This is a genomic window from Ruminococcus sp. zg-924 (genome assembly GCF_024433635.1).
Taxonomy (GTDB): domain Bacteria; phylum Bacillota; class Clostridia; order Oscillospirales; family Acutalibacteraceae; genus UBA7067.
In genome coordinates this window covers 32,648-46,223 of the sequence record NZ_WNJZ01000004.1, presented here as the reverse complement: position 1 = coordinate 46,223, position 13,576 = coordinate 32,648, and the positions used below count along the sequence as shown (strand labels likewise).

General features: G+C 38.0%; 13 protein-coding genes, 3 tRNA genes, 1 pseudogene and 1 riboswitch. Of the genes and pseudogenes, 5 read left to right on the top strand and 12 right to left on the bottom strand.

Translation table 11 applies throughout. The features are described from left to right. Positions 1-7: 7 nt before the first annotated feature. Both serS and guaB read left to right on the top strand, forming a co-directional pair. Entirely contained in the window at positions 8-1,294 is a 1,287-nt protein-coding gene (gene serS, locus GMA13_RS02825) for a serine--tRNA ligase (RefSeq protein ID WP_255882815.1), read from the top strand. An 82-nt stretch (positions 1,295-1,376) separates the two neighbouring features. Then, positions 1,377-2,855, top strand: coding sequence for an IMP dehydrogenase (guaB, locus tag GMA13_RS02820; RefSeq protein ID WP_255882814.1), 1,479 nt, complete (start codon positions 1,377-1,379; stop codon positions 2,853-2,855). 414 nt (positions 2,856-3,269) lie between these two features. Here the strand turns inward: guaB and GMA13_RS02815 are convergent, their stop codons facing one another. The 6 genes from GMA13_RS02815 to GMA13_RS02790 all read right to left on the bottom strand — a co-directional run bounded on the left by GMA13_RS02815 (position 3,270) and on the right by GMA13_RS02790 (position 5,852). Then, positions 3,270-3,860 (bottom strand): GNAT family N-acetyltransferase, encoded by a 591-nt coding sequence (locus GMA13_RS02815; protein WP_255882813.1) that lies wholly within the window; start codon positions 3,858-3,860, stop codon positions 3,270-3,272. A 117-nt stretch (positions 3,861-3,977) separates the two neighbouring features. After that, complete coding sequence (locus tag GMA13_RS02810) at positions 3,978-4,427, bottom strand: hypothetical protein (protein ID WP_255882812.1); 450 nt, start codon at positions 4,425-4,427, stop codon at positions 3,978-3,980. Continuing rightward, positions 4,417-4,902 (bottom strand): RNA polymerase sigma factor, encoded by a 486-nt coding sequence (locus tag GMA13_RS02805; RefSeq protein ID WP_255882811.1) that lies wholly within the window; start codon positions 4,900-4,902, stop codon positions 4,417-4,419. The genes GMA13_RS02810 and GMA13_RS02805 overlap by 11 nt, the downstream gene beginning before the upstream one ends. 198 nt (positions 4,903-5,100) lie before the next feature. Further along, positions 5,101-5,175: transfer RNA gene (locus GMA13_RS02800), tRNA-Glu, on the bottom strand. A 3-nt stretch (positions 5,176-5,178) separates the two neighbouring features. Next, a tRNA-Met gene (locus GMA13_RS02795) sits at positions 5,179-5,255 on the bottom strand. Positions 5,256-5,351: 96 nt separating this feature from the next. Beyond that, the gene (locus GMA13_RS02790; protein WP_255882810.1) at positions 5,352-5,852 is read right to left on the bottom strand and encodes a hypothetical protein; all 501 of its coding nucleotides are present in this window, start codon (positions 5,850-5,852) and stop codon (positions 5,352-5,354) included. Positions 5,853-6,006: 154 nt separating this feature from the next. Next, positions 6,007-6,119: riboswitch (TPP riboswitch) on the top strand. 266 nt (positions 6,120-6,385) lie between these two features. Between GMA13_RS02790 and thiW the strand changes: the two are divergent. The 3 genes and pseudogenes from thiW to thiE form a co-directional block, all read left to right on the top strand. Then, positions 6,386-6,922, top strand: a pseudogene (thiW, locus tag GMA13_RS02785) (energy coupling factor transporter S component ThiW); the annotation flags it as partial. A gap of 308 nt (positions 6,923-7,230) precedes the next feature. Next, positions 7,231-8,034, top strand: coding sequence for a hydroxyethylthiazole kinase (thiM, locus tag GMA13_RS02780; RefSeq protein ID WP_255882808.1), 804 nt, complete (start codon positions 7,231-7,233; stop codon positions 8,032-8,034). 10 nt (positions 8,035-8,044) lie between these two features. Then, the gene (gene thiE / locus GMA13_RS02775; RefSeq protein WP_255882807.1) at positions 8,045-8,674 is read left to right on the top strand and encodes a thiamine phosphate synthase; all 630 of its coding nucleotides are present in this window, start codon (positions 8,045-8,047) and stop codon (positions 8,672-8,674) included. Positions 8,675-8,860: 186 nt separating this feature from the next. Here thiE and GMA13_RS02770 read toward each other — a convergent pair. From GMA13_RS02770 to GMA13_RS02745, 6 genes are all read right to left on the bottom strand, one after another. Further along, positions 8,861-8,936 (bottom strand) — tRNA-Thr (locus tag GMA13_RS02770). 159 nt (positions 8,937-9,095) lie between these two features. After that, on the bottom strand, positions 9,096-9,560 hold the full coding sequence (locus tag GMA13_RS02765) for an HIT family protein (RefSeq protein ID WP_255882806.1): 465 nt from the start codon (positions 9,558-9,560) through the stop codon (positions 9,096-9,098). Between the two features lie 232 nt (positions 9,561-9,792). Beyond that, on the bottom strand, positions 9,793-10,560 hold the full coding sequence (locus tag GMA13_RS02760; RefSeq protein ID WP_255882805.1) for a GNAT family N-acetyltransferase: 768 nt from the start codon (positions 10,558-10,560) through the stop codon (positions 9,793-9,795). 96 nt (positions 10,561-10,656) lie between these two features. Then, positions 10,657-11,472, bottom strand: coding sequence for a polysaccharide deacetylase family protein (locus tag GMA13_RS02755; RefSeq protein ID WP_255882804.1), 816 nt, complete (start codon positions 11,470-11,472; stop codon positions 10,657-10,659). Between the two features lie 254 nt (positions 11,473-11,726). Further along, positions 11,727-12,347, bottom strand: coding sequence for a hypothetical protein (locus GMA13_RS02750; protein WP_255882803.1), 621 nt, complete (start codon positions 12,345-12,347; stop codon positions 11,727-11,729). 609 nt (positions 12,348-12,956) lie between these two features. Then, positions 12,957-13,265 (bottom strand): helix-turn-helix domain-containing protein, encoded by a 309-nt coding sequence (locus GMA13_RS02745; RefSeq protein WP_255882802.1) that lies wholly within the window; start codon positions 13,263-13,265, stop codon positions 12,957-12,959. Positions 13,266-13,576 lie beyond the last annotated feature (311 nt).

Genomic DNA, 13,576 nt, shown 5'->3' with positions numbered 1-13,576 from the left:
AAGAAAAATGTTAGACATCAAATTTTTAAGAGAAAATTCTGAGATTGTTAAGGAAAACATCAAAAAAAAGTTTCAGGAAAGAAAGCTTGTGCTTGTTGATGAGGTAATCGAGCTTGATATTCAGTCAAGAAAGACAAAGCAGGAGGCTGACTCCTTAAGGGCAAACCGTAACAAAATTTCAAAGCAGATAGGCGCATTGATGGCTCAGGGTAAAAAGGAAGAGGCTCAGCAGACAAAGCAGCTTGTTAAGGAGCAGGGCGAGCGTCTTGCTCAACTTGAAGAGCAGGAAAAGAAACTTTCTGAGGAGATAACCAAGAGAATGATGGTTATTCCTAATATCATTGACCCGTCTGTACCAATAGGTAAGGACGACAGTGAAAATGTTGAAATAACACGCTATGGCGAGCCGTTTGTGCCGGACTTTGAGGTTCCGTATCACACAGATATTATGGAAAAGCTCAACGGCATTGACCTTGACAGCGCAAGAAAGGTTGCAGGAAACGGCTTTTATTATTTAATGGGCGATGTTGCAAGAATTCACTCAGCTGTAATTTCCTACGCAAGAGATTTTATGATTAACAAGGGCTTCACATACTGTGTTCCGCCGTTTATGATTAGAAGCAATGTTGTAACAGGCGTTATGAGCTTTGACGAGATGGATGCTATGATGTATAAGATTGAGGGAGAGGACCTTTATCTTATCGGCACAAGCGAGCATTCAATGATTGGTAAGTTCATTGACACGATAAATAAAGAAGAGGATTTGCCTTATACTCTCACAAGCTACTCTCCGTGCTTTAGAAAGGAAAAAGGCGCTCACGGCATTGAGGAACGTGGAGTTTACAGAATACACCAATTTGAAAAGCAAGAAATGATAGTTGTATGCAAGCCGGAGGACAGTATGGCTTGGTTTGACAAGCTTTGGAGCTACACTGTTGAGTTGTTCCGTTCTCTTGATGTTCCTGTAAGAACACTTGAATGTTGTAGCGGTGACTTGGCAGACTTAAAGGTTAAGTCAATTGACGTTGAGGCTTGGTCGCCAAGACAGAAAAAATATTTTGAAGTAGGCAGTTGTTCAAACCTTGGCGACGCTCAGGCTCGCAGACTTAAGATAAGAGTAAACGGTGAAAACGGCAAGTATTTTGCACACACTCTCAACAATACGGTGGTTGCACCACCGAGAATGTTAATTGCATTCTTAGAAAATAACCTCAATGAGGACGGCTCTATCAGAATTCCCGAGGCACTTCGTCCTTATATGGGTGGGGCAGAGGTTATCACTCCAAAAAAATAAGTTGACAAACGGTCAAATTACTGATAAAATCGAATTTAAATATTCATATATCAACAAGTGAATTAACAGGAGGAATGAGAGTATGCTAAACACAAATTTCAGCGAAAAGTTTATCAAAGAAGGATTGACCTTTGACGACGTTCTTCTGATTCCGGGTGAGTCAAACGTAGAACCGAAAAATGTTGATGTAAGCACACACATAACAAAGAAAATTAGGCTCAATACCCCACTTATGACAGCCGCTATGGATACTGTTACAGAAACAAACATGGCTATTGCAATGGCAAGAGAGGGTGGTATTGGCGTTATCCACAAGAATATGTCAATCGAGCGTCAGGCTGATCAGGTTGACAGAGTTAAGCGTTCTGAAAACGGCGTTATAGTAAACCCGTTTTTCTTAGCTCCTGAAAATACCGTAAGCGAAGCAAACGAGCTTATGGCTAAGTATAAAATCAGCGGTGTTCCAATCTGTCGTGACGGCAAGCTTGTAGGAATTTTGACAAACCGTGACCTGAGATTTATGACGGAATACGATTACTCTCAGCCTATTTCAAATGTAATGACAAAGGAACAGCTCATTACAGCTCCGGTAGGCACAAAGCTTACAGATGCACAGGAAATCCTCCGTCAGCACAAAATAGAAAAGCTCCCGCTTGTTGATGAAAACGGTAATTTAAAGGGACTTATAACAATTAAGGATATAGAGAAATCTAATCAGTATCCTAATTCAGCAAGAGATGAATCAGGCAGACTTCTCTGTGCAGCAGCAATAGGTGCAACAGCAGACGTGCTCGACAGAGTAGCAGCTCTTGTTGAATCACAGGTTGACCTGCTTGTGCTTGACTCTGCACACGGACATAATATCAATATAATAAACACTGTTAAGAAGGTTAAGAAGGCATATCCGAACGTTCAGCTTGTTGCAGGTAATGTTGCAACTGCTGAGGCTACAAGAGCACTTATAGAGGCAGGCGCTGACTGCGTTAAGGTTGGTATTGGACCGGGTTCAATATGTACAACACGTGTTGTTGCAGGTATCGGCGTGCCGCAGATTACCGCAATTTATGATTCAGCCTGTGCTGCAGCAGAATACGGTATCCCAATTATTGCAGACGGTGGTATCAAATATTCGGGCGACATTGTTAAAGCTCTTGCCGCAGGCGGCAGCGTTGCCATGATAGGTTCGCTTGTTGCAGGCTGTGAGGAGTCACCGGGTGAAACCGAGATTTATCAGGGCAGACAGTTCAAGGTTTACCGTGGAATGGGCAGCCTTGGCGCTATGGGTAAGGGCAGTCAGGACAGATATTTCCAGAGCGGATTTAAGAAGTTTGTTCCGGAAGGCGTTGAAGGCCGTGTTCCTTATAAGGGAATGCTCAGCGAAACAATTTATCAGATGATTGGTGGTCTGCGAGCAGGCATGGGTTATACAGGCTGTGCAAACATTCAGGAGCTTCACGAAAAGGCTAAGTTTGTTAAAATTACAGGCGCAGGCCTTAAGGAAAGCCATCCGCATGATATTCAGATTACAAAGGAAGCTCCGAACTATTCATTCTCAATTTAAGATAAAAGCTTATTTGAAAGCTTGTAATAAAAAAAGGCTTGCACAATTGTGCAAGCCTTTTTTTGAGTAAAAACATAATTTCTAAAGATAATAATATGGGTTGTTAACAGCGTTTTAAGCTTCAAATTAACAATAATGTTAAAAACACAAAAACTATGTCAAAATCAGAAAAATCGAACAAAAAATGTTCGGAAAACACGAAAACTGACGTAAAAAAGACAAGTTTTATCAACATTTCCGTAAAAGAAAAAACATTTTAAAACCACAAAATGTTGTGTTATTAACATTGATTTTTTATAGATACGGACAAAAATAATAATATATCGAATAAGTTGCAAAAATTAATAACATTATCAACATTTTGATGTTGATAACTCGTTATTTTACTATGTTTTTATTGATTTTAAGGAAAAATCAGCTGAAATTTGAATTTTGCTTCAAAGGAATAAAAATTTTATTTTTTAACGCCTCATATTCGCTTTTTAATAACGAATAATGCTCAAGATTTACAAATTTGTTATCCTTGAGCATTTCTTGTCTGCCCAGACCCTCGTAAGTAAAGCCGCATTTTAGCATTACGGTTTTTGATGCAATGTTGAAATCCATACATTTGCCCTGAATTCTTTGCAGATTCAAAAATTCAAAGCCGTAGGCTATTATCAGTTTTGAAGCAAGGCAGGCATAGCCACGGTTTTGAAAGCGTGGGTGAATGATATAGGTTATGTCTGCACATTTGTTTATGTAATCTATTCCTATAAGTCCTATGTTACCTATGTACTCTCCGTTTCTTGCACTGAAAATACCGTATTCAAAGTCTGTTTTTCTCTTTGCTGAGCGGCGTATACAATCAATCCACATTGATGCAAAAGCTCTGCTGCAATTATACGGAATAGCGCAGGTGGTGTAATAAACGTTCGGCTGGCTCAGCATACTGTGAACAGAATCCAAATCTGTTCGGTTGTATTCTTTTATTATTATATCGCCGTATTGAATGTAAAAGCTCATAAGTTTACCCTCCGTCTATACAGTATATTATAATAACAGAATTTATGCAATACATGAAAAAGAACAAGGTCCGGTAACCAACCTCGTTCTTTCATTAACTGTTAAATATAATGCAGATTAACTTCCGGAAATATACATCGCTCCTCCGTTCTCGAATCTGTGCACTATTGTTATACTATCATGCGTTTTATCCGGATCTTTTTGCGTGAAAGTATAGCCACTACCTCCTGATTCAAGCTCTTCAACTGTGACTACTTTATTGCCATATTCAATAGTCTGGGTTTTTCTTCCATCATTGTCATAGCTGACTTCTGCCGGTATCTCTTTTTCCTCGCCGTTTTGAGTGATTACTGTGATAAAGCTGTCAACAATTGCGCCGTCAGTTGCAGCGTTGGCAACAACGCCGGCAATCAGTATTGTGCCAACACAAGCGGCGACAGCAATTAGCCTTTTAGAATGAAAATGTTTAGTTTTTCTATTACATTTCATATTTATAACCTCCATTACCTTATCCTCGGAGGCATGAAGCTCCGAGAAAGTTTGTCTGAATAACTCTTTATTGCTCATCTGCCCAAACCTCCTGTAATTGTTCCTTAAGGCTGCTTCTCGCTCGTGAAAGTTGTGTGCGTATTGTCGAGGAATTAACACCCAACATTTTTGAAATTTCCGACACGTCATAATCCTCATAGTAGTACATATATACAACTATTCTGTACTTTTTAGGAAGCTTCATCACCGCATCGAATAAATCGCTTTTCTCTTGATTGTCAAAAGCCGGCTTGTCGCTAATTTCATCAATCGGCACAGTACGCTTTTTAAAGGGTGAAATCAAAAGCTTTTTGCTTTCATTTATAGCAACCCTGATAAGCCAGTTGCGAATGTGTTCTTCGCTGTCAAATTTCTTGCTGCATTTATAAAATTTTATCAACACATTCTGAACAATATCATCTGAGTCTGCTCTGTTTTTACAGTAATTAAAAGCAATTCTGAAAATGCTGTCGGAATATCTAAGTGAGATGCTTGTAAATTCCTCGTCCGTCATATACTCACCGTCCTTTTCGAGGGTTGTGAAAGACCTTTCATAAGTAATATCTTTTAAAGGGTCAAAATGTCCCAAACAAAAAATAATTTATAAAAATAAAAACAGGCGAACACATAGGTTAGCCTGTACAGTGTAATAAAAAAAGAAATAAATCTGTGCGTTATTCATTAAAAAAACCGATGCCTAAGCATCGGTTTTTGGTGACCCGGACGAGAATCGAACTCGTGTTACCGCCGTGAAAGGGCGGTGTCTTAACCGCTTGACCACCGGGCCATATGGTAGCGGAAATAGGACTTGAACCTACGACACTTCGGGTATGAACCGAATGCTCTAGCCAGCTGAGCTATTCCGCCATATTTTGCTTTTTCGCAGTGCGAACAAGCATTATTATATTATATCAATGTAATTTTGTCAAGTGCTTTTTAATATTTTTTGAAAAATTTTGCGGCTTATTCAGCCTTGTCAAAGATTTTTGTAATCTTATCTCGGCGTTCCTTGTGTGCAGCATCAGCATTGTCACCCTCGCTCTTTGCATCGTTGTAAATCATAAGATATTTTTCATTGTCGGACAGCTCCGCCTTAACTTCGTCTATATCAAGCATATTAAATGTTCCGTCCTCTTTTACCTCTGAAATAACCTTTTTTGCCGAATCGTTAAGCTTGTTTTTATCAAACTCATAAAACTCAACAAGAGCGTTGCCGCCGTCAAGCGTAACGGTAAAGCGGTAGCCTGCAATAGCTCCGATAACCTCATTTTGCATATCGGTTGCTTCATTAGGTACAAGCTTTTCCTTGTTAAGATTTGTGCAAAGCGTCTTTATGCCTTTTTCGGTAAATTCAGAAATCTTTACAGTTTCGCTTTGACTTTGTGGGGCAGACGCACAGCCTGCAAACGAAGCAATTATAAATACAGCTAAAATAAGAGCAACAGCCTTTTTTAATCTTTTCATATTCTTTATCCTTTCAAAAGTGAAAAATCATAATCATACCCGTATATTATAACTGAAAGCACAAGGAATTACAATAGAAAATGTAAATTTATACGGCTGATAGGACAAGATATGTTTTCCATTGACAAAATTAAAAAAAGATATATAATGTAATTAAAACAAACAGGGGAGCGGTAAACCGCTGAGAGGAAGTTTGGCTTCGACCCTTAGCTTTTTAGCGAACCTGATTCGGGTAATGCCGCCGCAGGGAGTTTGCAGATTGATTTATTATCGGAATGCATTCTTATTGGGGCGTATTCCGATTTTTGTTTTTGCTTATCCGGATTATAGGGGCAGAGAGGAGCGTCTTGTGCCTTGCCGGATGGATATTTTCGGTGACTTTGCCGAATAGCGATGGGAACCCGTGTTTCGGGGTGAGAGGGAGCTTTTGAGCGCCGACCGACAAGGCGAAAATTCGTTTTGGGCTATTTGGCATTTTTTATGCCCTTTTCAAACGAATTTCGCAAATACTATTTGGAAAGAGGTAGATAAAAATGTCAGGAAATGCAAAAAGCAAAAACAGTACGGTGCTGCTGAAAATGGTAGTGCTCGCAATGATGGTTGCGCTCGGCGTAATCATCTCGCCGATTCTCCGTGTTGAGGGAATGTGTCCGATGGCTCATTTTATAAATATCGTTGTGTCGGTATTTTTGGGTCCGTGGTACAGCCTTTTGTGTGCAACGCTTATCGGTATTATAAGAATGAGCATAATGGGTATTCCTCCGCTTGCGCTGACAGGCGCTGTGTTCGGTGCGGTTTTGTCGGGGCTTTTTTACCGTGCGTCAAAGGGCAGATTGATTTTTGCTGTAATCGGCGAGATTATAGGAACAGGAATTATCGGCGCTATTGCGTCATATCCGGTTATGACTCTTTGGTGGGGCAAAACAGATTTAACTTGGGTTTTCTATGTTCCGTCTTTCATCAGCGGAACGCTTATCGGCGGAAGTGTTGCTTTCTTGTTCCTTAAGAAGCTTGCAAAAACAGGATTGCTCACAAAATATCAGAGAATGCTTGGATGTAAGGCATATGACTGCAAGGAAAACGTAATCAGCGACAGCTTTGGAATTGCGTTTATCGGCATTATTGTTTGGCTTGCGTTGACAGTGCTTTTCAACACACTTTTGGATATTCACGATGGCTTTGTGACATATATTCCATATATTGCCCTTGCTTTGTTCGTAATATCGGCCGCAGCATATCTGATTGTTAATCGCAAAAAGCTTGCTAAGGGCCACCATTAACTTACCCAAAGGGGAAAATTCATATTTGCAAAGCCAAATAATTCACCTGACGTAAAGCAGATTTCACTTTGCTTCAGGCAATAAAAGGGGTTGATATTGTGGAGAAATATATTTCAGAGCTTTTAAAAATAAGATACAAAGTCAAAGAAAACGCACCGCTTATTCACTGCATTACTAACCCTATATCAATTAACGATTGTGCAAATGCCGTTTTAGCACTTGGGGCAAAGCCTATTATGGCTGAGCATCCGCTTGAAACGGCTGATATAACGGCTGGTGCAGCCGCTTTGTGCGTAAACCTTGGAAACATAACAGATGTACGCCTTGAGGGAATAACGGCGGCGGCACGCTCGGCAAACAAAAACAATGTTCCTATTATAATAGACGCTGTCGGCGTGACTTGCAGTAGGCTTAGAAAAGACTTCTGTAAGGGTTTTATAAACCAATACAAGCCGGAAATAATAAAGGGAAATGCGGCTGAAATTAAAGCGCTTGCAGGAGAGAAATTTGCAGCAAAGGGCATAGACTCAAATGAAAAAGACGTAAACAGCGTTCTTGAGGCTGCAAAAGCCTTGGCGATTAAAAGCAGCTGTGTTGTGTTGTCAAGCGGCAAGACAGATATAGTAACAGACGGTAAAAAATCTGCACTTATATCAAACGGTTGTGAGATGATGAGCCAGCTTACAGGAACAGGATGTATGCTTGGGGCTGTTACTGCGGCTTTTTTGTCGTGCGCAGATGCGTTTGACTCGGCAGTGCTTGGATGCGGATTTTTCGGCATATGCGGTGAGCTTTCGCAATTTGCTAAAGGCACAGGCTCGTTCAGAATAATGCTTATGGACAGTATTTATGCCACTGACAATGAAACCGTTGCCGACAGACTAAAAATAGAAATAATATGAGGGTGAGAGTATGAAGCTTGATACAACGCTGTATTTTGTTACTGACAGCACAAATTGGGAGGAATCTGCTTTTTTAGAGGTTGTTGACAAAGCCTGTGCAGGTGGAGCGACGATAGTTCAGCTTCGTGAAAAAAACCGCACCGGCAGGGAGTATTTAGACCTTGCAATTAAAACAAAGGCTGTCACAGACAAATACAATGTTCCTCTGATAATTGACGATAGGGCGGATATTGCCCTTGCCGCTAATGCGGCGGGAGTACACGTTGGTCAGAGCGATCTGCCGGTATATGCCGCAAGAAAAATTATGGGCAGAGAGAAGATAGTCGGCGCAACCGCTAAGACAGTTGAGCAGGCGCTGCAGGCTCAGGAGCAGGGTGCAGATTACCTTGGAGTTGGCGCTATGTACCCTACCACAACAAAGGTTATTACAGTCCTGACAAAGCCGGAAATCCTGCGTGATATATGCAGCGCTGTAAGCATTAAAGTAAACGCCATAGGCGGACTCAACAAGGATAATCTTGATATAATCAAGGGAATCCCTGTTAACGGAATTTGCGCAGTCAGCGCAATAATGAAGGCTGAAAATCCGTATGAAGCCGCAAAACAGCTAAAGGCGGCGTTTTTGAAATTAAATAAATAAAATAAGCAAAGTAGTAATGATATGCACCCAGAAGTTAGACAATTTTGGAGGTGCATATCATAAAAGCCGCTGTGTATTTTCGGTACAGAGCGGCTGAATTTTTATTGCTGTATAAGCTGTATAAATAAAGGTACCGAAAAGGTACAGAAAAACAAAAAACCGCCATGTTATATACAAGGCGGTTTTTGGAGCTGATAAGCAGATTCGAACTGCTGACCTCATCCTTACCAAGGATGCGCTCTGCCTACTGAGCTATACCAGCGAGGGTTGAAATGTTGTGCAAAAACAAAGCAATAATCCTGAGCTTTAGCACATCTGAATATTATTATACTGTTTTTTCAGTGTTCGGTCAATAGTTTTCGGCAAAAAAGTGGGTAAGCAACGTAAAAATCCCCTGAGAACAATGCTCAGGGGAAAAAGATTACCGAGAGGTTAATTTGTTTAGCTCACACAACAATTTTTCCTTAAGTTCACATAGTTCTGCTTCTGTTGGCCTGTTTGAGTCATCATACATTTTCTCCATTGGATACCACCACACGGGTCCTTTTCCGTTGTTGCCGTAATTTTCAATATCACCGGTTATGCGTGGGAACAAGTGCCAATGAAGATGAGTTTCACCGTTGCCAAGAAGTTCATAGTTAATTTTTTCTGCATTAAAAGCGTTTGATACAGCCTCAGCCATTAAAGACATTTCCTCAAGAAATTTCATTTTAAAATTGCGCTCAAGATGAAAAAGCTCTATTTTATGTTGTTTGCATAAAAATAAAGTGTAGCCCTTAAAATGCTGGTTATCCCCGATAACAACATAGCCTGTTTCCAATTCTTTAACGAAATAAGGGTTTTCGTTATTTTTAATCATTTCTATTCTATCGCATATAAAGCACATAATAGCCTCCAAAAATGAATTGTAATACTTTTTGTCAGATTTTATCAGCTTCGTTTGTAAGTCCCCATAATGTTATTTCAAGATATCTTAATTGTAATTCAAGTATTAATTGCTGTCAACAAATTTGCTTCGCTGTAAACAAAGAATCGAGAATGAAAAAACATTCTAACTTCTCTAGTATATTATATCTGAAGATTTTATGCCTATATCCAACCTTTTATGTACGAAATTATCAAGAGATAATTTTATTTATAAAGTTAACATCTCTCGCAGTTAGCTCAACCCATGCAGGATAAAAACCGCATTTTATTGCATTGCGTACAGATTTAACATTTGACCATGCGGCGCAGTAAAACGGCACTTTGCCAAGGGCAAGTATTTCCACAGCAAGATTGCTAGTCAAAGCAGATGCCACACCCTGTCTTCTGTATTCGGGCAAAACATCAACACCTATCTGATACATAGTTTCGCAGTCTGCCGAACAGCCTGCAAGACCAATCAGCTTGCCGTTATCATATGCGCCAACTGCAAGTATATCTCTGTCCTTGTTTCCTTCACAAATAGCATTGCTCCATTTATCACAATATAAATTTTCAAAATCTGATTTTTTCAGAACCCTCAATTCATAATTACATTCCAGCCGCTTGAGCTTAGTTACATCAGGCAGAAAATATTCCGCCATAAAGCAGACCTTAAGATTGTATGAAGCAAGCATATCATTGAGAATGTTTATATTAGGCGTTTCAAAACAACGAAAGGCAGGAAATCGGTTGATATATTCAGTAACCGTATCCTTAAGCCTCTGACTTGTCTGTGCAACAATATTGTTTCCATATGAAACGAGGTCACATTCAAGCGGAAGAGGAATATATTTTCTTGCAAGCTCATTCTTTTTCGATATAGTAACAATGTTTTTGTCAGATAGAAAATCCTCTGCGGCGCAGTTGCAGTCATATGCAGACTGCTGTAATGCTATTTGTAATATTTCTTTGTTTGTCATATCTTATTACCCAATCTGTGTACATAATATACACATACAAACTTTACTTATTCTTTGTTGATTTATAAATTTCAATATGTATCTGGAGTTTTAATTTCAGACATAATACACTTCATTTGGCTTAATCTCACAAATTCTGTCATTGACACTAAACCACAAACTAATATTGCTGTTGTTTTTGATATAGTTTTCTGTTATTTCTGCAAGATTCATTGCCTTAATATATTCAACAAATTGAATTGTTGTCATTGGCAGAATATTATTATCTGCACTTAACTTTTTGAAAATAGCCTCAATTTTATCCCACATATTTTCAGTATCCAAGTCATAGGAATGACCTGCGATTTGACAGAATGCAAGTTCTTCGTTTGTTGATAAAAAGTTATCAATATATGAATCCAAATTCGTGTCAAGGTGAAATATACCGACTTCTAATTTGTAAAAATCGGTTGATGGTGTATATGATAGGGATTCCTCTGAAATTCTTGCATATTCAAATCCACATTTTTTGACACACTCTTCCATCAATTCGCTATAAAAATCAAAAGGAACAGCAAAACCTTTTACTTCTGATTCAAAAAGCATTTCAAGATTGTCTTTGTCGGTTTGCAATTCGTGGATAATCTCATTTTCTGTCAAGCTGTCCATATAAGGATGAGTGAGTGTGTGGCTTGCAATTTCGTGACCGCTATACAGATCGGACGCAATATTCTCTGAAAGTCGTTTTATTACTAATCCACTTTCGTGTTTCCATTCAAACTCTGTTTTCATTAAGTGAGAATTTAGATTAAAAGTTCCTTTTAGATTGTATTTATTCAGCAATCCCACAAAACGAATATCCTGTAAAACTCCATCATCATAAGATACATTAAATGCCTTTGGTCTTCCGTTCGGATATAACTTTTTTATCATAACATTACCCGCCAAATTTCATTTTGAATCTATCTTAATTGTAATTCAAGTATCACTTGCTGTCAACAAATTTGCGTCGCTGTAAACAAAGAAAAGCTAGAGTTAAAAATCATCCTCGCTTTGTAATACTATCTATCTGAAAATTTGCCGATTTGCTGGGGTATACCACATCGGTAATTTTTGAAACCTATTATGTAGAAAGAGATATAACCAAACTAAATGGAATAACGGATGGGTTTTAGATGTAAAAATTATTATTCAGTTGAAATACTTCGACGTATTTCTTGCCTCAATTCCGATGTTATATTATGTCTGCAATATGATTGATTCACAATATCACAATCACATAATTCAAACCAACCATCTAAAATTATTCGAGTATATTTTAACGGATAATTTGTGGCATTTACTTCTTTAATTAGCGATATTATATACGAATCAAACAAACTAACCGTTTCAACAAAAACATACAACATATTATTTTCAAATATTGTATAATGTCCAGAATTTAATTTTTTTAATTTACTATTGATTGTATCAATCAAATGAGTAGGATTATTTTCTTTCGTTTCACCTAATGTACCATGGATTATATGGTTATCAGAAATTTCTAGAGTACCAAGATTTTTGTAATATAGTTCGATTTCTTTTTTGGGGATTTTGTCATAAGGCATTTTTTCATATTTCACCCAAAATCGCAGACATTGCATTTCTCTTTCATAAACATCTTGCGTTACTTCAATTCCAATTTGGTGATCAAAATCTTGCAAATCTGGTTTATCTTTATGTAAAAGAGTAAATAAGTCAAATTCTAATATTCGATTTAACATTTGTCTAGCATAATTTTCAGCATAATCCGTTGACATTATTTTCATCTGTATGCCCCCTGATTTTTATTTTGTTATCCCGTAAAGTTAATCTGACAAATTATAGGAACTTGATTGTATATATCATACCACAAACTATGGACATGATAAATATATTGATGCTATTTTGATGATGTAACAGACGGAATTGTTGGAATTTTTGAAACTGTATGAGAGGTTTGGAACACAATTTGAGCATCAAAAGTGGTGCTTTTGACCACACCCCGACTGTTTATTTATATGAAAAAACGGCTTAAACGCAGTGTTTAAGCCGTTTTTTAGTGGCAGGGGCAGAAGGACTTGAACCCTCGGCACGCGGTTTTGGAGCGAATATGGACGATTTTCAGGTAGTGTTGCCACGTGTTTTATGATTATATTTGGTTCTTTTGCTATAAATAAAAGCTGAATAATTGGTGGTTTTACGACAGTTTTTCGATTTTGAAAATTTTTTTGAAGATAATTGTTAGAATGTGTTAGATGTAAGGCGTACAGTCGGCTGGTTGATCATAAAATACATGTTTTTATTTATTAGTAACTCATAAATGGAGTAGGTTGTAAATACAATGCCCTGATGCGGATTTGCATTTATATGTTAGTGATACATCCTTTGACGGGATGTTATTTTTTTAGTCCTTTCGCAATTGCAATCAAGTGCTCAAGCTGCTCACCGTCAAGACATTTAGCTGCATCTAAAAGCTCTCTTTCTTTTACAGGATTTGGAGAGGTGGTGTCAAAAAACTCCTTTGGGGTGATTTTGAAATAATCACAGATATAAAAGAATACTGTCATCGAGGGTAGGTTGATTCCGTTTTCAATATTATTAATATAGCTTGGACTTTGTCCTAAAGTTAAACTCATATCTCTTGCCGAAACACCCTTGTTAACACGAAGCTCAACTAAGCGCTTAATAAATTCTTTCTTTTCCATGTTAGTCACCACCTGTATATAATTCTACTATACACAGAGTTCGGATATAGCTACAATAAATATTAAATTGTATTGATACGCCTACTTTAAATAGATATAATGTCTGTTATAAACAGTTGAACTTGCATTGTTAATATGTTTTAGGGAAGTAATTATAAAATGTTGGGGGTAGATAAAGAAAGTATGTAAAACTGAAATTGCGGTTATCAAAAAAATAAACAATAAAGCAAAATGATAATTGGCGTTAAATAAAATTATCGCAAAGTATCTCACTTTGCGATAAATATGTTAATATATATTACACTTAGAAT